Here is a 22,200-nt window from a genome sequence, read left to right as displayed (position 1 = left end):
CGTTCCGCTCTCCAAAACTGTTCACTATTGATACAGGATTTGAAGCAGCTTTGAACCTTGTTCGAAGGATTGTCGGTGTGTCGCTCACTTCGAATCGCATTAATCAAGATAGTACCCTGGGGACTCCGGGAAACTGATTTAGAATACACTGAACTTGAAGTACTTCTTCGGATTGTCCATCAAATCCTTGGTGAGAGTATTCATCCGCGCCATCAGATCTTTGATGTTGTCGTACAATTCCTGATCGTTGACAAGCTGCCCCGCGGTGCCTTCGCCAGATTCGACCTTCGCCAACAGGGTATCAAGCCGGGCAGTTGCGGATACGATGTTATCAAATGGTCTCGGGTCCTTGAGCAGCTGAGCCATAGTACCCTGACCATTCAGCAACTCTTCTGACAGTGCATGGAAATCGTTGGAGATCGATTCGAAGTCCCTCGACATGCTGGAGGCGTTTCGATCGAGAGTTGCCATCAGGTTGCTCGATCTGTCAATCAGATTCGTGACCTTCGTCGCGAGTTCAGGATCTCTTATTAGCATCGCCATCGTGCCGGATCCCGTGTCTACTGTAGCGGCCAGATTCTCGACTGACGTCAGAAGTCTGTTCAATCGATCGATCGTCTCGGGCAAGCCCTCCATCGCGCCAGCCAGTCCGGCGGCGCCGGAAGCTGGAATGATACTGCCTCCCACCAGGGGAATATCTGCAGGAGGTCCGGGCAGTAATCTCACGTATTTGTCTCCCAGAAGTCCAATCGTGGCTATCTGTACTGTGCTTCCGGGGGTTATCAAATAGGCGACAGCGCCTTGAACTCGAATGTTGACCTGAATACTCTTGCCGGGTTCGACCTGCTCTTCGAGAAACTTTATGCTGTTTACATTCCCAACCTCTACACCGGCGAGCCAGACGGGTGAACCGACCGCGAGTCCGTCCAAATCTTCGAAGTAACTGATATAGTCATTCTTCGATTCGAAAATCGATGTGCCACCACCTCTGAATGAAGCATATAGCATAAACAGTATGCCGATGAAGATCAGTATACCGACCTTCAGTTCACCCCACTTGACCTTACCTGCTCTTTTCATGACTCGTCATTCATCTCCATCATCAACTCGTTCTGTCTCGCTATGGCGCTGTTAAACGGTTGAAGAAAATTGATTATACTCTCATCATTACTACGAAGCAACTTCTTTCCGCTACCATCAAATATTTTTCGTCCTTCCTCGATCATGATAAATCTATCAGCGACCCTGAACGCATCAGCAATTTGGTGAGTAACCACGATCTGTGACACTTTTCGCGTTTCGCGGAGTTTCATGATAATGTTCGTAATGCGTAATGTCATTTGCGGGTCGAGACCGGTCGTCGGTTCGTCGTAGAGCATCACTTTCGGTCGCGTCGATACCAGCGCTCTCGCAATAGCCACACGCCTCTGCATGCCGCCGGAAAGTTCATCTGGGAGCCCATCCCGAATGCTGGATTCAAGACCGACAAACTCAAGCATTTCGATGACTTCTTTCTCGATATCTGCTTGCTTCAATCCGGAGTGTTCCAGCAGGTAATAGCCGACGTTCTCGCCAACGGTCAACGAATCGAAGAGCGCTCCATCCTGAAAGACCATTCCCATGCGCTTTCGGACATCGCGCAGTTTCCTCTCTTTGAGGTCGGTGATATCAATACCGTCGATGATGACTCTGCCGGTTGATGGACGATGGAGACCGAGAATGAGCTTCAGAATGGTGCTCTTCCCGGATCCGGACTGACCGATAACGGCAACCGTTTCACCCTCATCGATATTCAACGACACGCCACGAATGATGTGATTATCATCGATGTGGAAATGAACATCATCGAGCACAATCATAAGTAGCCTCTGAACAATGACACAACGAGCTTGGTAATCAGGAAATTCACCAGAAGAATTGTGATCGAGGAGAGCACTACGCTTTCAGTTGTAGATTTCCCAACTCCTTTGGTGCCGCCTGTTGTGGTGAAGCCCTTATAGCACGCGATAAAGGCTATAACGAGCGAAAAGACTACTGGTTTTATCAATCCAATAGCAATATTACCGAATCTGAGCCTGTCGAGAACGTTTGACCAATAGAGAGTCGATGAGATATGCGCAATGAATGTCGCGATCATCCAGCCACCGAGCAGTGCGACTGCGTCCGCGATTACTGTCAATATCGGCACCATTACCATCAGGGAGATAAGTCTCGGAATCGCAAGCTTTCTGATCGGATCTACGCCGAATGCTCTGAGAGCATCGACCTGATTCGACGATACCATCGCCGCTATCTCTGCCGTAATACCGGATGACACTCTTGCGGCGATCATCAGCCCGGTCCGAACCGGACCAAGCTCCCTGATAATTGCGATTGCCATAATGCGGCCGAGGTAGTTCTTAGATCCCATATCCGCGAGTTCGTAGGTGAACTGAATCGCCATACCCTGCCCGGCAAACATACCGGTGAGAATGACGAGATAGAGGGATCCTATTCCGATGAAGTGCATCTGCTCGAAGGTTTCGAACAAGTAGATGGGACGACGGAAGATCCTTTCGACCATTATGGCCGAAAAGAAGAACATCTCCTGAAGCTCAAGTATGATTCCTTTGAGCCACTCTGATATATTACGAGACATCAGACCAATATATCGCCTTTCAACGCTGCAGCCCCGGAAAACCTCAATATATGACATTCGAAGCCAGCATCCATAGAAAAAGTACACCCAGCCGCCGCAGAATTCAACCAACATGTTGACTTTTTCCGCATAAGGTATATTTTCTGACGACTTTGTAACTGTGCGTAACTCCGGAGAATGTAATTGTGACTAAAGATAGAGCGAAGGTGGTTGCTCTGTTTTCGGGAGGACTGGATAGTTCGCTCGCTATCCTGCTTATGCTGCAGCAGAATATCGAAGTCCACGCGGTCTTTTTCCTGACGCATTTCGGATGCGAAATTTCCGATAGATCGAGCTGCGGACAGGATCCATATCCGGTGGCGGAGAAATTTGGATTTGAAGTCAAGCTTTGCCATCTCGGACAGAAGTTTATCGATATTGTCAAGAATCCGAAGTTTGGATATGGCAAGAACATGAATCCCTGTGTCGATTGTCGAATCCTGATGCTGAATGAAGCGAAACATGTCATGGAGCAGATCGGCGCGGAGGCGATAATCACGGGTGAAGTGATGGGGCAGAGGCCGATGTCTCAGACCAGGCCGAGTCTGAATCTCGTCCTGAAGCAGACCGGTCTCGAAGGTCGGCTGCTGAGGCCACTATCAGCTAAGCTTCTCGATCCGACTATCCCTGAACTGGAGGGGAAGATCGACAGAAATCGACTTGAGAATATCAGCGGAAGGTCGCGGAAGCGCCAGATGGAGCTTGCCGAGGAGTTCGGTCTCGAAGATTATCCAACACCTGCGGCTGGTTGTCTGTTGACCGATCCAAACTATGCCCGTCGGCTCAAGGATCTTCTGGAGCATACTCCGGTGATCGATTTCAACATGGTCAATCTGTTGCGTGTCGGTAGGCATTTCAGATTTTCGTCCGAGACAAAAGTCATCGTCGGGCGAAATGAAGAGGACAACGATAAGATCGAGAGCTATAAGCATCCGGGCGATATCGTCTGCGAAGCCAAAGAGACCGGCAGCCCGATTACATTGCTGCAGGGAAGTGCCACTGAGGAATCGGTTCAATTCGCCGCACGCACCACAGCGCGATACTGCGACCAGAAGAGAGAAGACTCCGTCCGCGTCACAGTCACATTTCCCGGCCACGAGAAGGTCTTCGATGTCGAGCCGGAAGATGATGATGTGCTGGAGAATATCCGGTTGTAGACTCAGTAGTTGCATGGTGACCGGTACTAGGTCTTCGCGCTGTCAGGATTCCTATCCTGACAGCTTTATGAAGCAATGAGCGAACGAGTAAGACAGGAAAGGATTCCTGCTCGCGCGTCGAAAAGCCGCCACAAGCAAACTACTCTACCCGGCTCAGCCACGCTGTCAGAAGAATGTCATACAATTGAATTTTGTTGACAAGCTGTATCGTCTCTTTTAGATAATTACATTCAACATGCACGTACATGCAAAGGAGACGCAGTGCCGCGAATAAGAGATCACTGGGCATCGAGATTGGGATTTGTCTTTGCTGCCGCCGGTAGTGCGGTCGGACTCGGGAACCTCTGGAAATTCCCATACATCACCTGGCACAATAACGGTGGCGCGTTTGTGCTCATCTACCTGGTGTGCGTTGCCGCCATCGGGCTGCCGATCATGATGTCGGAGATCCTTATGGGCAGACGCACACAGGAGAGCCCTGTGCCGGCGTTTCAAATTCTCGGCAACAAGTGGTGGGGATCGGTAGGATTCCTCGGAGTGCTAACCGGCTTTGTGATCCTTGGCTACTACAGCGTAATCGCCGGCTGGTCGATCCGGTCTTTTGTGCAATGTGTCGGATGGAGCTTCAATGGCTACGTCGCGCCACCAGACACTGCATTCGGAGACTTCCTCGCTGATGCTCCAATGCAGCTTCTGCTGTCTGTCATCTTTCTGTTGTCTACAGCTGTGATCATCTGGCGAGGTGTCAGCAAAGGTATCGAGCAGGCTGCGAAAATACTCATGCCTATCTTGCTTCTCATTATGGCATATCTCGTGATCAGGGTTCTCTTTCTGCCGGGTCTTGGCCAGACGATGAGCTTTCTTTTCCGGCCGAATTTCTCCGAGCTTCCGCCTGCAGGCGTGCTTGAAGCGCTCGGACATGCGTTCTTCACTCTGTCGCTCGGCATGGGAGTGATGATTACATACGGTTCGTATATGCACAAGTCGGAATCTGTTTTCAGGTCATCGCTGATTGTTGTTTTTCTCGATACACTGATAGCACTTCTTGCATGTGTCATTATGTATACGATCATTTTCTCGGTTGCGGGACTTGAAGAGACCGTCTCAGGGTCAACGGTCGGTATGCTCTTTGTGACGCTGCCTCGTCTTTTCTACACTGAGCTGTCGGGCGGCGTTCTCATCGGTCCGCTCTTCTATGTGCTGGTGGCGTTTGCCGCTCTTACTTCTACAATATCTCTGCTTGAAGTGATAGTCTCATTCTTCATCGACAAGGTCGGCATCAAGCGCCATACAGCGACCATGATTAGCTGCGGCATAGTACTGATCAGTATGTATTTCTCCGCGCTTTCGCTGGGAGCGGTCGGGTTCTTATCGAATTTCGAATTGTTCGCAGCGAAGCCGGGCGTTCTAAGTACACTCGATCATCTTGCGGCAAACTGGATGCTCCCGATCGGTGGATTGCTGACCACGATCTTTGTTGGATGGGTTGTGAGCAAGAGAATCTCCGCTGAGGAACTCGGAATGCTCGATGCATCAGGCAATCCGACAGCCAGCTTCAAACTGTGGCAGTTCTTCATACGATTCATTGCGCCGTTGGCGATACTGGCCGTGATAATCGCAGTGATCTTTGGCAAAGACTTCAGCTGATCGAATTCGCTTGATCTACTTTCATTTTGACTTGACTTATCGCTCGACAATTTCCTTATTGCCGCAGTCGCACACTGGACATTATCGGTGCACAGAGTCTAATATGCGAGTAGAATAGGGATACACTGAAACGCGAGGGAGGAGTCATGTTACGCAATGGATCACTCTTGGCAGTTGCGCTTCTGCTGACTTTTGCCGTCTCACACGGCAGCATCTGCACAGACTGTCATACAGAAATCACTCCAAAAGTTGTTAGCGATTGGCAGTTGAGCAAGCACAGCGAGAACGGCATCGATTGCTCGGTTTGCCACGGGGAAGGCCACGTGACCGCTGATGATGTAGCGAACGTCCAGCTTCCGACTGCGGAGACCTGTCGCGACTGTCACGAAGATCAGGTCGTGCAGTTCTCGAAAGGGAAGCATGCGTTAGCGTGGGCGGCTCAGACTGCAATGCCGACGACTCACATGCAGCCGATGGCGTTAATCGAAGGAATGAAGGGCTGTGGGGGCTGCCACAAGGTCGGTCTGAAGTCTGAGGAGGAGATCAAGGAGCTGAAGGCTTCCGGATCGGGATTTGGCTATGCATCGTGCGATGCGTGCCACACCCGGCACATGTTCTCGGTGAAGGAAGCTCAGCAGCCGCAAGCATGCCAGACTTGTCACATGGGATTTGATCATCCGCAGTGGGAGATGTACTCGGCATCCAAGCATGGTGTCCGCTATCTTCTGAAGCAGAATGGCGTGCTGTCCGAGACAGCCGCAGCACCGACGTGTCAGACATGCCATATGCAGGAGGGAGATCACGAAGTCCGCACTCCGTGGGGATTTCTCGCGGTGCGCCTGCCGCTGCCTGAGGATGAGCAGTGGAAGGCGGATCAGATAACGATATTGCAGGCGCTCGGTGTGCTCGATCTGGAAGGTAATCCAACCGCACGCCTGGATGTAGTAAAGGCGGCCGATGTCGCCCGTCTGACGCAAGAGGATTTCGATCGCGAGCGCGATAAGCTTTTGAAAGCCTGCAGCGAATGTCATTCAGATAATTTTGCAAGGCAGGAGTTGGAGAAAGGTGACGACATCATTAGAGAGGCGGATCATCTGCTGGCCGAGGCAATTCGTGTGATCGCCGGACTCTATGCCGATGGTATTCTCACCAAACCGGAGAGCTATGCCTATCCATTCCCGGATCTCCTCGCGTTTCACGATGCCCCGACGCCGATTGAGCAGAGTTTGTTCGTCATGCATCTGGAGCACAGAATGAGAGCGTTTCAGGGAGCATTCCATGCGAATCCTGATTACGCATTGTGGTACGGATGGAGTGAGATGGTGCGCGACCTCTCGGATATCAAAGAAATGGCTAAGCAGATGCGAGCATCGCATTAGAACGCATTGAAGATAGTATTCCCAATAGAAACGGGAGCCGGATTTCGGCTCCCGTTCTCGGTCTGGATTTGGAGGTGGGTTTGACCTAACGCCCAGTGTGTAACAGCCGGATGCAGTTCTCACATGGTGCGGGGCCTCCGACGAACACGTGCTCAATCAAATACACAGCGTCATCAATATCTGTAATACCATCGCAGTCCACATCACCTTTGTAGATCGACTTCGGCTCTTCTCCGCCCATAAATACATAGTTGATGATGTAGACTATGTCATCAATGTCAATTCCTCCGCTTCCATCGGCGTCACCACAAATGAAGTATGCTCCCACGGTCAGTGTCACCGGAACTGTAACAGTCGGGAAGTAGAGCGGTCCCCAAGCAGCGTAGATCAATATCGAGTCGATGTACTGACCCGTGGCCAGCGAATCAGCGCTCACGTGCACCAGCAATGTAGACGGTGTGGTGTATGGCGGCATCCCGAACGGGTCGACCGTCAGCCATGTGCCGCCGTTGATGTATAGGAACACGACATTGTAATCATGAATTTCGAATATGAACAGAGAATCGAATGCAGACTCGCCGGGATTCAAGCTGAATTCGAAAGAAGTTGGTGCAGTCGCGACCACGTATTCCTGCGGCTCACCTTGCACCGTCAATATGACAGGTACATAGATTTCGTTGAACCAAATCGAATCTTCGAATGGGTTGAAAATCGCTATGCTGTCGGCATAGATACCGGGCGCAAGTCCCGATGCTGCAATGTCGAAGTAGAGCGAATCCGGAGTGTAGCGGGGCATCCCTGCTGAGTCCTGAAGCTGCAACCAGCCGCTGCCGGAGACAGTCATTGCGGCGAATGGCAGCGATCCGCCGGTTTCGTCGTACACCAGGAGGCCAATATCTTCCAACATATCTCCGGGATTGACAGTGAATTCAAAATACTCAGGCGCTACCCTCAATGCAGGCCCCGAATCTTCTACCTGCACGTACACCGGTACCGTTACGGGCGAGAAGGACAAATTTCCAGAGCTTGTATCGGGCCGGATTACAACAGTATCGACGTAAAATCCCGGTGCGAGTGAGGAAGCATCGACAAGAACGCCGAGTGTCATCGGAGTTGCGTACGGTGGCATGGGGAAGAATGGGTCGATCTCAAGCCACGATGCGTACCAGTTGAACCAGAACGGCACACTGGCACCGCTGACTTCATAGACGTGGAGCGAGTCATACCTGGTCTCACCCGGCGCCATCGTAAAACTGAGTGATGACGGCAGCGCATTAACCACGTAGCTTTGGCTCGAGTCGATAACTGTCAGAAACACCGGCACTGCGATAGTCGGGTCAGTATACGACATTATGAACACTGTGTCGGCATAGGTCCCCTCCGTCAGCATATCGGTTCTCACATCGAGGAATATAGTCTTCGGTGTTATTAGGGGAGAGGAGGACATCGTATCGACATATAGCCACGAACTGTAATTGTAAGGCCAGAATTCGACCGAGTCACCTTCGAGATCGAAGACAAGAAGACTTTCGCTGATAATAGAATCTCCAACACTCAGGACAAAACTGAAGCTCGTTGGGTTAGTCGCAAGTCCCTCACCGGCGTCTTCGACCGTCAGTACCACGGGAATGAGAACCTCGTCATACCACAGCGAATCATCGACTGGGTTGAATATGATAATCGTATCGGCGTATATTCCCGGAGCCAGACTTCCGGCCAGGATGTCAAACACTACTGAATCAGGCGTGCTCCATCCCGGATATTCAACATCCGGAAAGTGTATGTCCAGCCAACTGCTGCCGAGCCTGGTCTCTACCCAGAAGTAAAGTTCATTTCCCGATTGCTCATAAACAAACGTGCTCAGATTGAAGATCGAGCCACCCTGCGCGACAGTCAGATTGAAATGGTCTGGCGCAGCTGCGAGGTCGTATCCGCCGCCTCCGCCGACGGTCAGTGTTAGCGGCACATACACCGGCGGATCCGCAGGATTATCCAATGGGGTCACGACAATCGTATCGAAATACGTCCCGAACGGCAGAGTGTCCGTGTAGACTCCGAAAGGAATTGATGCCGGCGTTGTCCACGGAGTAAACGGCACCGGGAGTAGCAGCCACGAACTGCTGTTTGTCAGTTCGAATTGAATCGCCCCCCCTTGAGCATCCCACACATACAGTGAGTCTTCGATAGTCTGATTCTGACCCGCTGCAAAATCAAACGACGTTGGCTGCACAAGCAACAAGTGCCCGGGAGTGTCACACGTTAGCCTGAGATTCACAGCGATGTACTGTGGCGAATTATCAGCCCCGGGCGCCTCCACAGTCAGGAATGCGCCTATCAGGACAGAATCTCCCGGCGCGGGCATCGGCTCCGGCAGGGAACCTGGATCGATAAATACAAGGACTGAGTCGAAATTTCCCCCCGATGATGGTTCTGTGATGACCCAGTTTTCACTCGATGTAATTGACCATACGAGAGTATCACTGCAGTCATTGTAGATTATCACTGTTTGAGAATCGAGTCCCTGCCAACTCGATGAATCCGAGCACATATTTCTGTGGAAATCAAGTGTGTCGGGCCAGACATTCAGACAGGGACCGGTCTGGGCCAGTGTGTCGCCAGATGAGATCAGCGACGCGATAAGAATTATAAGCACGAAACACGGTAAACAGAGAGACTTGGGAAAGCAGCGCATTCCTACCTCCTATCCTGCTTTTCAGATTTACTCTGTCGCCGTTCAGATGGAGCATCCCCGTGTAAGCGTTCGCGGTCTGGGCAAGCTGATGTTTCAGCTTTGGGATTAGGCTGATGAGTCGGTTCGTCGCTGTCTATCTACTTGCCGCCACGAACATACTCATGGACTCACAGTTAAAGATAACAGAGTTGATATTCCTGTCAAGACTGATTCTGAAGTAATTGTCCTGATTGGCTGGCGGATTCATCTACTCGAATCTCTTCAAGTAGAGGATAGCAGCCGGCATCGCAGAAGTTTCCATCATACTATCATTCCTATCGCTGATCATGTTCCCGATTGCGAGCGTCATACTGGGGACGATTTTCTTCAAGGAGAAGGAACAAGCTGAGTTTGTGTAGCAATTGGTGGCGGTCAGAGTTCGAGATCGAAGCTTTCGCCGAGTTTTGGTACGACAACATCCCATCCGAAGCGTTCACGGATTCTATCGGCCATCGCGGTTGATGCTTCCGGGTCGCCATGCACTATGAATGTCTTCTCGGGAGGTCTGTTGAATCCCATCAACCATGCGAGGATTTCGTTGTAGTCAGCGTGGCCGGAGAAGCCGGAGACTGTCTCCACATGAGCCTTGATCGGAATGTGCCTTCCATGGACTTTGACATACTCCTGCCCTTCGAGAATAGCTCTGCCACGAGTCCCGCGTGCCTGATACCCCACGAACAGAACGGTGTTGGATGGGTCGGGGAGACGTTGTGCGAGGTGATGCAGCACGCGACCGCCGGTGGCCATACCGCTTGCCGAAATGACTATCGCATTACTGTCAATTGCGTTAATTTCCTGCGATTGTGCCCTCGTTCTGCAGAAGCGCACCTTCTCAGGCTGGAATATGTTTTTTCCTTCCACAACCGATAACCTGCTTGACAGATCGAGATCGGATATCCGTTTCTCGAAAACACGAGTGGCATCAATGGCCATGGGCGAATCTACAAAGATCGGCATCACAGGTATTCGTCCCTGTTCTTCCAACTCGCGTATGTTGTACAGCAGAGTCTGAGTTCGCCCCACAGAGAAGGCAGGAATTACCAGCACCCCGCCTCGATCCAGACTCTCTTTAATTATGCGGACGAGTTCATCTGCATACGATCCATGATCGTGCAATCGATCGCCGTACGTAGATTCGAGTATCAGATAATCAACATCATAGACCTGAACTGGGTCGCGCAGCACCGCCTTATTCGGCCTTCCAAGATCACCCGAGAAGAGCACCTTGCGGCCATTGGTCGTCTTCACATCAATCATCGCGGAACCGAGAATGTGTCCGGCATCTTTGAATTTGACGCGGAGGTTCTGCTGTATAAGCAGCTCTTGACCGTAGTTTACCGGCGCGAATAACTCAAGAGCATTTGCGGCATCATCAGTAGTGTAGAGGGGGAGCGCAGGCTTGTGCTTACTGAAACCTTTTTTGTTTGCCCATGCTGCATCTTCTTCCTGCAGCTTAGCAGAGTCCTTGAGCAGTATCTTGCAGAGATCCTCCGTGGCATGCGTGCAATGCACATTCTTAGAAAAGCCGTCATGGCACAATCTCGGAATGTACCCTGAGTGATCATTGTGCGCATGTGTCAAGAGTATGGCATCAATTTCGGCGGGAGGGATGGGGAAACGCTTCCAGTTCTGCAGTCGACTCTCTTTCGCACCCTGAAACATGCCGCAATCTATCAGCAGCTTCTTCCCTGATGTCTCCAGCAGAAATCGCGATCCGGTGGTAGTGCCAACCGCCCCGTAGAATGTCAGTCTTGTAGTCATGAAACTCCTTGTAACATGGAAGACGTATATTACGAATCATTTCGATCTTTTCCAACTGTTTCCTCGCATGGCCATAACGATGCAGTTGACTTTCCAGCTGCGCGCCGCTATCTTGTGTCGTCAGTTCTGATGAAACATGAGGTGAAAATGGGGAAGATGATCAAAGTGAGATGTGATGGGCCGGGGAAGCATGTCAACACGGTCGATGTCGAAGCTGTGCTCGAAACAGATGTTGTTCTAAGATCAACTGGGAAGGGCAAAGGTGGGCGATCAATTCCGAAGCGCTTAGTGCTGCCATGCAGAGAATGTGCTGTCGGGAAGGTCATCATTACGCGCGATATGATCGAAGCGAATCTTGGAGCTGGCAAAGATGACTGACGATAACGATCAAATCTACGACAGTGCGCCTTCAGAGCCGAACGATACTCTCTGGCTGGAGCAAGGGAGAGACATGCTCAAAGGCTCAATCGGATCGGTGCGTGATGCTGCTAAGTCGCTGATGACCGCGGCAGGACTTCTCAATGGCATATATCTCGGCATCCTTGGATTAGCTCCGTTTGTGCCGGAGGATATGGATCTTACGCAGAAGTGCCTCTTTGTCATCCCACTAATCTTCTGGGCGGGCTCGCTCTATCTCGGATTGCAGGTTCTTCTGACCAAGCGCCTAGATATCAATCTTCGCTCACCGGATGACATTCGCGACAAGCATGAGGCTCTGTTGAGAGAGAAACAGATGCTGCTCAAATTTGCATTCTGGCTGCTGACGGCAGGTTTGGTCATGGCATTGTGGCTGATAGTGTTCAGACCCGGCGTGTAGTTGTGCTCGACATTGCGTGCACTCGCATAATTGAGATCGCCACGTCGCTCCGCTCCTCGCGATGACGAGGCTTGCTGCTTAATTGAATGTGCAATATCAGCTATTCAATATGCTATCAACTTCAGATTTGCCGACATCCATAATGTACTGAATGCCACTAATGTCGGAAGCCTCGTGCGTAAGCGATGCAATGTCGCTACGGTCGATATGCTCCAGCGCGAATTTCCTGCTACCGCACATCAACTGCTTCAATCCTTGCGCCAGTCTCTCGTAGTATGTGTAGAGACCGATTGCGCCGGTCGGTAGAGCTTCAAATTCCTTGTCACCGAGCTCCTTGCGAAGTTCTCCCGATGTGACAAAGATTTCGTCGCGCGATGTGCCGAAGCGCTCGACATATACCGGCAACTGGTAGTTCTCGAGCGCAGCTCCGAGAGTCTTGCCGACCATTGCCGCGGCAATCGGACTGCGAGCCATGCCGATCAGCTTGAAGAATGGAGCGCCTATAGCGAGACCCTTGAACATTTGATCCTCGAACGTAAATCCACCCGCAGGAATCAGATCCGGCACGTACTCGCCTTTATCAGCAAGACGCTTTGCGTACTGATACAACAGCGAGTGCAGCTCCACTGGCGGAACGCCCCACTCATTCATCATTCGCCAGGGACTCATGCCGGTGCCGCCGCCTGCGCCATCAACTGTCAGATAGTCAATGCCGTACTTCGATGAGAACTTGATCGCGCGTGCAAGGTCTGCCGGTGTGTACGCGCCGGTCTTCAATGAGACATACTTCGCGCCTGCCGCGCGCAGTTCCTCGACACGTTTCGCAAATGACTCTTCCTCGACCATACCAAGGCGGGAATGTCTCTCGAATTCCTTGAATGCGCCACGTTCGAAAGCTTTGATTACGTCAGGATCAGTCGGGTTCGGCAGCACAACGTAGCCGCGCTCATAGAGCATCTGAGCTTTCTTGAGATTCTTGATCTTGACTTCGCCGCCGATGTTCTTCGCGCCCTGACCCCATTTCAGTTCGACCGCTTCGACGCCGAGTTTCTCAATCGCGTATTCCTGCACGCCGAGTCGAGTGTCTTCGACGTTTGCCTGCACGATAATTGCGCCGTAACCATCCCTCTGATTATCCTTGAACAGCTTGACACGTCGCTTGAGATCGACCGTGTCGACCACGCGTCCGTTCTTCAGAACGGCTTCGGTGTCCATGCCGACAACGTTCTCACCGATGGTGAGGCCTGTCCCGGCAAGTGCGGTTCCGATTGCGAGACCTTCCCAGTTGTTCTTGGCGATATCAGTCGATCCGATGCCAGGAATAATGATCGGGTAGTGGAATTTCAGCCCCTTGTCCCGACCGAATCGAACTTCGAGGTTTACATTCGGGAAAATCGCCACGTTGCTATCTGCCTCGATTCCTTTCGCTCCAACAGCAGTTCCCATGATGTTGAAGTGCGAATAATCGACTGGATACGTCTTCTCGGACGCAGTTGTGATCACTCCGAATGGCTGCGGGTAGATCACTTCGTGGCCTCTGTAGGCGGATTTGCCGATTTCGCACATTCCTATGCAGCCATCCACGCATGTGACACACATGCCTGAATTCGGGCAAATAGAGCCTTCTGTCCGATTCTTTGTAAGAGTTGCTGCTGTTGCGTTTATGCGGGAGAGCGTAACTGTCATCTCTCATCCTCCGTTAGCGAGATCAGTTTTTTCTTATCTATCTCACATGCCACACAAGGTTCCATGTAGCACATCATGTCATCAAACTTGTCCTTCTCGATGCAGGGGGGCTGTAGATTCGCGCATCCCCCACAGACGGCCTTGTCCGGTTCGGTGAACGTACACCTCAGTGAACAGGCTGGGCAGACATATATGCAACCCCCGCACAATCTGCACTCCTCCGACTTGACGTCGAATGGAGTCCCGATACTGCGATTCTGTCCGCGCCCTCTAAATCCGATGGCCTTCGCCACCATCTGCTCACTGCACATCCGTACGCAGAGGCCGCACAGTATGCAGTCTTCGTGCTCCTGCCGAAATCGCTGCTGATGGACGCCATGCTCCGAAGCGATGTCCTGAATCACTTTTGACTGAGGGCATGATGCCAGCAGCAGCTCGATAATCATCCTGCGAGCTTTCACTACGCGTTTTGATGCAGTCCGGACGAGCAGTCCTTCTTCTGCCGGATACGTACATGAGGAAACGAGCCGAGATTTGGGAGCTTCTCCAATCTCTACGACACAGAGCCTGCACGCGCCATAGGGCGAGAGACCTTCCATGTGGCATAGCGTGGGTATCGGGAATCCCAGGAACCTGGCTGCTTCCAGCAGAGTTGTACCCTGTTCAACAGTCACCGGCAGATTATTTATCTTCAACGTGATCATCCTCACTTACCTCCGACGGCTGCAAGTTCAGTGTGATGCGTCTTTTCTTCTTTCTTCTTGGTAAATTCCAGGTCGCATCTCAGGCACCGGCATGCTTCACGCGTAGCCTCCTCGACAGAGAGCGAGACTTCTACCTCAGCGAAGTTTCGTTTCCTCCAATCCACTGAAGCACGCGGCGTCTCGACCCGACTCTCATCAATCTTCTCTATGCTGACTGGCTCAACATAAACCGTCGGTAGATTCAATTCTGCAGGCTCAATCATCTCTTTGCCCTGCAGATATCGCAGAATCATGTTGGCGGCCTTCTTGCCACCTGCGATTGCATCGATGACGGTGTTCGGTCCGGAGACCACGTCTCCTGCAGCAAAGACTCCTGGCCGATTGGTCTGAAGTGTCTTGGAGTCAACTTGAACCGTATTCCAATTGGTGATCTCGATGCCACTGGACTTTGCAGGAATAATACAATCTGTTCCGCTGTCCTCGCTTATTGCGACAATCAGCGTGTCGAGTTCGATGGTGAATTCGGTGCCTTCAATCATCACCGGTCTTCGGCGGCCACTCGAATCTGTTTCGCCGAGTTCGTTTCTCGCGCATTCCAGGCCGGAGAAGAGACCGCTCGTAATGAGGACCTTTATCGGTGTGATGAGAGTCTGAATATCGATCCCTTCCTGTTCCGCAGCTTCGATTTCTTCGGCGAATGCAGGCATCTCGTCACGTGTTCTTCGATAGAGGATACTCACGCTTTCGACATCCTTCTGGCGCAGCGCCATTCGTGCGGCGTCTATTGCAGAGTTGCCTCCACCGATAATGCCTACGCGGCCCTTGGCGAGTTGCTCACCCTTGAGATTATACGCCTTCAGAAATTCAATCGAGGGGTAGACACCCTCCACATCTTCGTTTTCGAGTCGTAGCGGTTTGCTCTTGTGTGCTCCCATCGCAAGCAGGACTGATTTATAACCGTCATTGAGAAGCCCGTCAACTGAAATATCCTTGCCGAGCGCAGTATTGCATTCGACAGTGATGTTTTCGTCGATCAGACATTCGATCTCTTTCTTGATGACATTTCGCGGAAGGCGGTACGAGGGGATTGCGCAGTTGAGCATTCCACCGGTTTCGCATTCAGACTCGAAGACAGTGACTTTGCATCCACGTAGCGACAACATGTGAGCCGCTGTCAATCCGGCAGGGCCTGATCCAATAATGGCGACCATTGGGGGCTCACCGGTTGGCCATGGATGTCGGATCGGTTTGTACTCCGAAGGGTCGATTCGATCGGTCACAAATCGCTTCAGAGCACGAATTGCCACCGGATCTCCTCCGCTCTGTCCCGAACGACACCTCAACTCACATTTGTGATCGCACACGCGGGAGCAGACAGACGGGAATGGATTGGCTTCTCTGATTACTCCGTACGCCTCTGCATATTCACCGCGAGCGATATGCGCGACATAGCGCCAGGCCTCTGTTCCGACAGGGCACGCGGCCTGGCAGGGCGCTCCGACGAGTTCCTTGCAGACGAAAGCATCGCATTTCTTGTCTTCTATGTGTCTTCTATATTCTTCGCGGAAATACTTCAGAGTGCTCAGGACTGGATTCGGAGCGGATTGCCCGAGTCCGCACATGGTTGTATCCTTGATGGCAAGAGCGAGCTCTTCGAGAAGATCCAGGTCTGTGAGTGTTGCTTTGCCATTCGATATATCTTCAAGAATCTCATACATGCGCTGAGTTCCTTTGCGGCAGGTAAAACATTTGCCACACGACTCATCTTTTAAGAAGTTCATGAAGTACTTGGCTACATCGACCATGCATGTGTCTTCGTCCATGACGATCATGCCGCCGGAGCCCATGATCGAACCGGCTTGAACCAGACTGTCGTAGTCGATCGGCATGTCGAACATTGAGGCGGGAATGCAGCCGCCAGACGGTCCACCCGTTTGCACGGCCTTGATTTTGGCATTACCGGCAGCTCCGCCGCCAATGTCATAGACGACGTCACTGATCTTCATGCCAAGTGGCACTTCCACGAGTCCGGTGTTTCGAATCTTACCAACCAGTGAAAAAATCTTCGTGCCGGTATTTCCCGGCGTGCCGATCTTCGCGTAATTGTCGCCACCTTCATTGATAATGTGCGGGATATTCGCCAGAGTTTCGACATTGTTGATACAGGTCGGCCTGTTTTTGATGCCCTTCTCAATCGGATAGGGGGGGCGCTGGCGTGGTTCGCCTATGAAACCCTCCACGGATTTGATCAAGGCTGTTTCCTCGCCGCAGACAAATGCACCGGCGCCCCTGACGACGTCAATATCGAAGTCAATGCCGGTGCCGAGTATATTCTTACCGAGTATTCCGATGTCACGGGCCTGGCGCAAAGCTATCAACGTATGCTTGACTGCGAGGGGATACTCGCTTCGAACATATATGAGGCCTTGCGTAGCACCGATTGCGATACCGGCGACTATCATACCCTCAATGATCGAATGCGGGTTTCCCTCCAGAAGACTTCTATCCATATAAGCACCGGGATCGCCCTCGTCAGCATTGCATACCAGGTATTTCTGGCCATCAGGGCTCTTTGATGCTCTCGCAAGCTCCCACTTCTTCCCGGTGGGGAATCCAGCACCACCACGGCCTCTGATCTGTGACTTCTTGACTTCTTCGATTATCCATTCCGGATCCGGATTGGAAATGACTTTCTCGAACGCAGAATAACCATTGATCTCGATGTAGTTGAATATCCTGATAGGATCGAGATGCTGATTACTGCCGAGAATAGTCCGTGTCTGTTTCTCGAAAAATGGAATGTCATTCTGGCACTCGTAAGACTTCTTGTCGCGAGAGTCTTTGTAAATCAAATCGTCTATAGTGTAGCCACCTACGGCTGCTTCGATTACTCTCGGGATGTCCTCCATCTTGAGTTTCGGATATAGCTGCCTGCCCGGCTCCACGACGATGAACGGATCCATCTCGCAAAAGCCCTGGCATCCCGTGATCCGTAGCCGAACCCTGTACTGCAGGCTTCTTTCGAGGACATATCGTTTGATGACACGAATGACATCGTTGGAGCCGCTCGCCTGTCCGCCGGTTCCGGCGCATACGACCAGCGTAGGCTTATCGTAGCCGGTGTCTCTTTCGTTAAGAATACGTTGACGAAAGCTGCTGAACTCCACAACTGATGTGAATTTTTCCATCGGGCTGTCTCTCCTGCTCGTAAGCTTCTTACAGGTCAGTCAATTGATGCTCCGCCCAGATCCAGGATATGACCTTTGCATCCCTTTCGGCTGCAAATCTGAACGACGCCGCCTGTGCGAACAATCATAGGAATCATTGGAGCTGCGCATTCGGGGCATTTACCGCCACCGATCAACTCTGCATGACAGTGAGGACAAAAAACGTGAACCAAAGTACCTGGAGGTATTTCGTATTCGCAATCCACGCGGTAGCTACCGTACAGGCTCGAAAGCATCATTTTGCCATGCTTGTTTCCGAACGATGCCGTAACTCGAATGGGTGGGTGGCCATCTATTGAGGATTTAGGGTCCATTAGACTGTGGTTGCACCGAGCACAGCTAACCTCAAGCGGGAAGACCCGCTGATCGGTTTCAATCTCAATTGTGTCAATGCCCTCGCTGGCTTTTCGAAGAATCTCCGCGACCTGGGAGACCCTAGCCTTGGGGAAGTAGTGGCCATCAACAACGATTACGGGGCCAAGGGCACAGGCGCCGAGGCAATTCACAGTCTCAAATGTGAACTCCTTGTCGGCAGTGGTCTCTCCCGCCTTGATTCTCAGCTGACGTTCGATTTCTTCCGCAATCGCCGGACCGCCCCTGACATGGCATGCCGTGCCGAGGCAGGCTGAGATTAGATGTTTGCCGCGCGGCTCGAGACTGAATGCTCGATAAAATGTCGCGACTCCGTAGATGTCGACCATCGATCGCCCGGTCTCATGAGAAATCTCACGCAAGATTTCCTCGGGAAGATATCCATACTTCGCCTGGACCTCTTCCAGAATCGCTATCAATCCTCCGTGGCTATCTTTGGTCCTGCTTAACGCAGATTCAACTTCTGGGGAATTCATGCTGATTCATCCTATTTGATGTTGGTAGGCGTAATCCGCCTTACTAACAGTATTCCTCGCAGTGCCAGACGCCGCCTTCCGGCTTCGGAAGAGTGCAGCGGTCTTTGTGATCACAATTAGCGCACAGTCCTTTGAGTTCTGATAGTTGTGCTGGTTCCGCTGCGACTACTGCATCACTGTCGTGATGTCCGTTACCGTTACTACCGGGCTTCACGTAGTCGTCGAACATGTCACAGTAAAGCGCATCATATCCTCGCTTTAGGCGATAGACGCAGATCGACTCGTTGTTGCATGTTCTGCAAAGGCCGTTGGACTCAATTCGAGTGACACTGTTCATGGCCACCTCCTCCGGCGGTCTTGTTCACGATCAGCCGTAGTTCAAGAAAAGAAGGAAGGACATACCAAAATCAAATCACACATAGTTCATACAGACCCATTGTAGAAGGAGTGTGCTTCCGAACCGTGATATGTCCCTCCCAAACTTATTGCTGTGTCGGTCATTTCGATAACTGACCGACAACTGAATACTATGCTGTAGGGCATTATTGCAATTGCTGTGCCGGAAATAGCATATCGCGTAAGAAGATAGCTGAATTGTGTGAGAGCATCTTCGCATCTGAGTCTATCTTATTGAATGTGAACGAAATCACAAACTTGTGGTGCGGCAGACAGCCGTGCTTCAGATGCCGCATCTCGTGGTATGTGCCCTGCGATACTGTCGCCCAGCTGGGGAATATTGACTCGGTGGGACATTTCCCCCCATTTGGCCTACTCTTCATACGTGGGCTATGATGCCCCATTATTCGACATACGCTGCCGATTCTCAAAGAGATACGAGTGATTACTCAGTTGCGGTTTTAACTTGACAGATGGGCGTTTGGGGTTATTTTGAGATTATACTGATCTCATTTTGACAGACCGCACAACATCTCGGGACTGACTCAAAATGATTCTTGTCATTTGTATATTGAGCAAGCACAAAATAATCTTTACAGGAAGGAGCGTCTCATGAGACGACACTACTGCATCATGTGTGTTGCAGCCACAGCGATCGCTCTTCTCTTCTGCTCCGCGGTCTTCGGCATCGAAGCCAGCAGCCTCGACAGGGCTCCGAATCCGGAGATAACCGTCCAGGAGCCGGTGGCGGACGTGAATAGCGCGGCGACGTACACAGGCATCATCCGCGTCTTCGTGACCGACAGCGATCGATGGGATGACAACGATGGGGACCGGATCCACAACGCTTTCGTTGGCCTCCCTTTGCAGCAGAATTTCACTCTGAATGACAACGATTCTCTCATGTGGGATCTGGAATTCAGCTATTACGGCCTCACGGAGGAGCACACAACAGTCGTAGCAGCAGTATACAATTCGTACGGATATCAAGGCTACTCTGTTCCTCCGAACGGATACCCATTTACAGTGCATGAGGTTGATGCCTCGGCCGAAGCCAAGTGCGGCAGGTCTGGCTACAACATTGCGGCCTCCGGCTTCACGCACTCTGCTTTCGTCGAGGAAGGCTCGACAACTTGGTGACCATACTGCCCTGACGCGGCCAGGCGGCTGCTAAGTATTGAGAACTCGGGCGATTACCCGATGAATCAGGTTTCTATTGTCACCGACGTTAGCTCTGCAGCGAACTCCTATGCTGGCACAACCTACAATATGTACTATGTTCCTACCACTTATGTTGCTGGTGGGTACGATGTTTTTGTTGGGGCAGCAAGCGAGTCAGCCTATAGATCATCCATAGAAGCGGCGGGAGTGATTCCTGTCGAACCGCTATACCTCGAAGTGTCGAATGAATGGCTCGGCAGCGAGACTGTCGGGATTAATCTAAAGCTGAAACACATGTACTCATGCGTTGACTCCGATGGTGACGGTTTCGGTGATCCCGGTTATCCAGACAATGACTGCCCCGAGGACAATTGTCCGGATGTCTATGATTGGGAGCAGGCAGATTTGGACAATGATGGCATCGGCGATCTCTGCGATCCTGACATGGATGGAGATGGGTATCTCAACGCGAGTGATAACTGCCCATACCTTTACAATGTCAGTCAAGCTGACGCCGACGGCGATGATGTCGGAGATGACTGCGACAATTGCAAGTATGTGCAAAACCACTATCAGTATGATGAAGATGGTGATGGAATCGGGGATGCATGCGATGAGTCCAAGCTCTATCTGCAGTGTTGTGAAGACATGATCCCGCCGTACTACATGATTCCATATACGTATCAATTCTGGGCTATCGGTGGGACACCGCCATACACGTTCCAGAAAAATATGGGTCAGTTGCCGTATGGGTTGACTCTCAACTCGAATGGTATTATTTCCGGCACCCCCACCTACAAATCCACGGCGACGTTCCAGCTCTTTGTTGATGACCAGCAGGGAGCGAGAGACACGCAGTGGATTACGATGGTAGTGGATGACCCGCCGCCGGTGCTCTATATCTGCGGAGATACCGACGGAACGGAAGCTGTTGACATTGATGATGTCGTTTACACTATCGCGTACATCTTTGCGGGTGGTCCTCCTCCCGATCCTGTGGAAGCCGGCGACGCGGATTGCTCAGGCGGGGTCGATATCGACGACGTCGTTTATTTGATAACATACATCTTCGCAACTGGTCCCGATCCATGCGATCCCGATGACAACGGCGTTTTCGACTGCGGCACGTAGATTCGATCTGCACACAACTTCGCATCGAATGCGAATAGAATAGAAGAGCGGGAGTCGTGAGAGCGGCTCCCGCTTCTGTATTCGTGATTTCTCTTGCACAGGGGAGTCTACCAGCTATATTAATAGGGTATCCTGAAGTCTATGTAACGCAATGCTGACAATCGAGATTCTATGTATCTGTATCCGTACGGGAGGAAGCGATGAAAAGGGCAATACTAGTATTGTGGTTGTTCGCGGGATCACAGTTGAGTTACGGTACTGTGATCCACGTACCATCTGAACAGCCGACGATTCAGGCTGGCATTGATGCAGCCGTGGATGGCGACACCGTCCTCGTCGCCGATGGCACGTACATCGGTACAGGCAATGTGAACATCAGCTTTAATGGCAAGTCGATTCTCGTAACATCGGAGAATGGGCCGGAGGCAACGATTATAGACTGCGAAAGTAGCAGCCGAGGCTTCGTGTTCCTATCGAACGAGGATTCAACTTCCGAATTGAGTGGATTCACCATTACGCGGGGTCAGGGTACTGTCTGGCCCGGCGGCGGAGGAGTCTACGCTCATTCGGCATCACCCAAAATTACAAATTGTATTTTCTACGATAATTACGCTTGGGATGGCGCAGGTATCTACTGTGACTCATCAGGTTTGATTCTGATCAATTGTCAGTTCTTGGATAATGATGCAGACAATGTAGGTGCAGGTGGCGGTATCTACTGCAAGTCTTCATCATTGCAGATATCTTCCTGCTTATTCGACCATAACAGATGGAATGGTGGTGCGATTCATTGCTCTGACAATTCTCAATTAATAATAGATTCAACTGAGTTTATTGGCAACTGCCTATCAACGTGGGCCAGCGCAGAGCTGGATATT

The 22,200-nt window shown here is 51.5% G+C and carries 18 protein-coding genes; 8 read left to right on the top strand and 10 right to left on the bottom strand.

The window, feature by feature from the left end:
* Positions 1-138: 138 nt before the first annotated feature.
* The 3 genes from KKH67_09130 to KKH67_09120 are packed head-to-tail and all read right to left on the bottom strand — an operon-like array spanning position 139 to position 2,638.
* Positions 139-1,080 carry an MCE family protein gene (locus KKH67_09130; GenBank protein ID MBU1319343.1) on the bottom strand — a complete coding sequence of 314 codons (942 nt, stop codon included), beginning with the start codon at positions 1,078-1,080 and terminating at the stop codon, positions 139-141.
* Positions 1,077-1,859, bottom strand: a complete 783-nt coding sequence (locus KKH67_09125; protein MBU1319342.1) for an ATP-binding cassette domain-containing protein — start codon at positions 1,857-1,859, stop codon at positions 1,077-1,079. The genes KKH67_09130 and KKH67_09125 overlap by 4 nt, the downstream gene beginning before the upstream one ends.
* Positions 1,856-2,638 (bottom strand): ABC transporter permease, encoded by a 783-nt coding sequence (locus KKH67_09120; protein MBU1319341.1) that lies wholly within the window; start codon positions 2,636-2,638, stop codon positions 1,856-1,858. Before KKH67_09120 ends, KKH67_09125 begins: the two co-directional genes overlap by 4 nt.
* Before the next feature lie 185 nt (positions 2,639-2,823).
* Here KKH67_09120 and KKH67_09115 point away from each other — a divergent pair, with 185 nt between their 5' ends.
* From KKH67_09115 to KKH67_09105, 3 genes are all read left to right on the top strand, one after another.
* Positions 2,824-3,834 carry a hypothetical protein gene (locus KKH67_09115; protein MBU1319340.1) on the top strand — a complete coding sequence of 337 codons (1,011 nt, stop codon included), beginning with the start codon at positions 2,824-2,826 and terminating at the stop codon, positions 3,832-3,834.
* Between the two features lie 261 nt (positions 3,835-4,095).
* Positions 4,096-5,481: a sodium-dependent transporter gene (locus KKH67_09110; GenBank protein MBU1319339.1), complete on the top strand. Its 1,386-nt coding sequence runs from the start codon at positions 4,096-4,098 to the stop codon at positions 5,479-5,481.
* Positions 5,482-5,627: 146 nt separating this feature from the next.
* Entirely contained in the window at positions 5,628-6,860 is a 1,233-nt protein-coding gene (locus KKH67_09105; GenBank protein ID MBU1319338.1) for a cytochrome C, read from the top strand.
* An 85-nt stretch (positions 6,861-6,945) separates the two neighbouring features.
* Here KKH67_09105 and KKH67_09100 read toward each other — a convergent pair whose 3' ends face one another.
* Together KKH67_09100 and KKH67_09095 are read right to left on the bottom strand one after the other, a co-directional pair.
* On the bottom strand, positions 6,946-9,552 hold the full coding sequence (locus KKH67_09100) for a hypothetical protein (protein ID MBU1319337.1): 2,607 nt from the start codon (positions 9,550-9,552) through the stop codon (positions 6,946-6,948).
* A 411-nt stretch (positions 9,553-9,963) separates the two neighbouring features.
* Positions 9,964-11,352: an MBL fold metallo-hydrolase gene (locus KKH67_09095; protein MBU1319336.1), complete on the bottom strand. Its 1,389-nt coding sequence runs from the start codon at positions 11,350-11,352 to the stop codon at positions 9,964-9,966.
* Between the two features lie 147 nt (positions 11,353-11,499).
* On the opposite strand from KKH67_09095, the gene KKH67_09090 reads away from it, so the two are divergent.
* The gene (locus tag KKH67_09090; protein MBU1319335.1) at positions 11,500-11,730 is read left to right on the top strand and encodes a hypothetical protein; all 231 of its coding nucleotides are present in this window, start codon (positions 11,500-11,502) and stop codon (positions 11,728-11,730) included.
* The gene (locus tag KKH67_09085; GenBank protein ID MBU1319334.1) at positions 11,723-12,169 is read left to right on the top strand and encodes a hypothetical protein; all 447 of its coding nucleotides are present in this window, start codon (positions 11,723-11,725) and stop codon (positions 12,167-12,169) included. The genes KKH67_09090 and KKH67_09085 overlap by 8 nt, the downstream gene beginning before the upstream one ends.
* 96 nt (positions 12,170-12,265) lie before the next feature.
* Here the strand turns inward: KKH67_09085 and KKH67_09080 are convergent, their stop codons facing one another.
* Genes KKH67_09080 through KKH67_09060 form a run of 5 tightly spaced genes read right to left on the bottom strand, consistent with a single transcriptional unit; the run spans position 12,266 to position 18,971 of the window.
* A complete protein-coding gene (locus tag KKH67_09080; protein ID MBU1319333.1) occupies positions 12,266-13,855 on the bottom strand; it encodes an FMN-binding glutamate synthase family protein in 1,590 nt (529 codons plus the stop codon).
* Entirely contained in the window at positions 13,852-14,559 is a 708-nt protein-coding gene (locus KKH67_09075; protein MBU1319332.1) for a (2Fe-2S)-binding protein, read from the bottom strand. Before KKH67_09075 ends, KKH67_09080 begins: the two co-directional genes overlap by 4 nt.
* A 2-nt stretch (positions 14,560-14,561) precedes the next feature.
* The gene (locus KKH67_09070; protein MBU1319331.1) at positions 14,562-17,747 is read right to left on the bottom strand and encodes an FAD-dependent oxidoreductase; all 3,186 of its coding nucleotides are present in this window, start codon (positions 17,745-17,747) and stop codon (positions 14,562-14,564) included.
* Between the two features lie 35 nt (positions 17,748-17,782).
* On the bottom strand, positions 17,783-18,640 hold the full coding sequence (locus tag KKH67_09065; GenBank protein ID MBU1319330.1) for an NAD(P)H-dependent oxidoreductase subunit E: 858 nt from the start codon (positions 18,638-18,640) through the stop codon (positions 17,783-17,785).
* Between the two features lie 37 nt (positions 18,641-18,677).
* Positions 18,678-18,971 (bottom strand): hypothetical protein, encoded by a 294-nt coding sequence (locus tag KKH67_09060; GenBank protein MBU1319329.1) that lies wholly within the window; start codon positions 18,969-18,971, stop codon positions 18,678-18,680.
* Positions 18,972-19,642: 671 nt separating this feature from the next.
* On the opposite strand from KKH67_09060, the gene KKH67_09055 reads away from it, so the two are divergent.
* From KKH67_09055 to KKH67_09045, 3 genes are all read left to right on the top strand, one after another.
* Entirely contained in the window at positions 19,643-20,170 is a 528-nt protein-coding gene (locus tag KKH67_09055; GenBank protein ID MBU1319328.1) for a hypothetical protein, read from the top strand.
* A 60-nt stretch (positions 20,171-20,230) separates the two neighbouring features.
* Positions 20,231-21,322, top strand: a complete 1,092-nt coding sequence (locus tag KKH67_09050; protein MBU1319327.1) for a thrombospondin type 3 repeat-containing protein — start codon at positions 20,231-20,233, stop codon at positions 21,320-21,322.
* Between the two features lie 200 nt (positions 21,323-21,522).
* On the top strand, positions 21,523-22,200 hold a 678-nt coding region (locus KKH67_09045), incomplete at its 3' end, for a right-handed parallel beta-helix repeat-containing protein (GenBank protein ID MBU1319326.1).

It is taken from the genome of Candidatus Zixiibacteriota bacterium (genome assembly GCA_018820315.1).
Taxonomy (GTDB): Bacteria; Zixibacteria; MSB-5A5; order JAABVY01; family JAHJOQ01; genus JAHJOQ01.
The sequence above is the reverse complement of the archived record's forward strand: the minus strand, read 5'-3'. Positions and strand labels throughout refer to the sequence as shown.

Excerpts from the sequence above, each read along its gene's own strand:
- KKH67_09055 (MBU1319328.1), top strand. The coding sequence starts at position 19,643 with ATGAGACGACACTACTGCATCATGTGTGTTGCAGCCACAGCGATCGCT.
- KKH67_09085 (MBU1319334.1), top strand. The coding sequence starts at position 11,723 with ATGACTGACGATAACGATCAAATCTACGACAGTGCGCCTTCAGAGCCG.
- KKH67_09070 (MBU1319331.1), bottom strand. The coding sequence starts at position 17,747 with ATGGAAAAATTCACATCAGTTGTGGAGTTCAGCAGCTTTCGTCAACGT.
- KKH67_09075 (MBU1319332.1), bottom strand. The coding sequence starts at position 14,559 with ATGATCACGTTGAAGATAAATAATCTGCCGGTGACTGTTGAACAGGGT.
- KKH67_09060 (MBU1319329.1), bottom strand. The coding sequence starts at position 18,971 with ATGAACAGTGTCACTCGAATTGAGTCCAACGGCCTTTGCAGAACATGC.
- KKH67_09095 (MBU1319336.1), bottom strand. The coding sequence starts at position 11,352 with ATGACTACAAGACTGACATTCTACGGGGCGGTTGGCACTACCACCGGA.
- KKH67_09090 (MBU1319335.1), top strand. The coding sequence starts at position 11,500 with ATGGGGAAGATGATCAAAGTGAGATGTGATGGGCCGGGGAAGCATGTC.
- KKH67_09130 (MBU1319343.1), bottom strand. The coding sequence starts at position 1,080 with ATGAAAAGAGCAGGTAAGGTCAAGTGGGGTGAACTGAAGGTCGGTATA.
- KKH67_09100 (MBU1319337.1), bottom strand. The coding sequence starts at position 9,552 with ATGCGCTGCTTTCCCAAGTCTCTCTGTTTACCGTGTTTCGTGCTTATA.
- KKH67_09080 (MBU1319333.1), bottom strand. The coding sequence starts at position 13,855 with ATGACAGTTACGCTCTCCCGCATAAACGCAACAGCAGCAACTCTTACA.
- KKH67_09125 (MBU1319342.1), bottom strand. The coding sequence starts at position 1,859 with ATGATTGTGCTCGATGATGTTCATTTCCACATCGATGATAATCACATC.
- KKH67_09120 (MBU1319341.1), bottom strand. The coding sequence starts at position 2,638 with ATGTCTCGTAATATATCAGAGTGGCTCAAAGGAATCATACTTGAGCTT.
- KKH67_09105 (MBU1319338.1), top strand. The coding sequence starts at position 5,628 with ATGTTACGCAATGGATCACTCTTGGCAGTTGCGCTTCTGCTGACTTTT.
- KKH67_09050 (MBU1319327.1), top strand. The coding sequence starts at position 20,231 with ATGAATCAGGTTTCTATTGTCACCGACGTTAGCTCTGCAGCGAACTCC.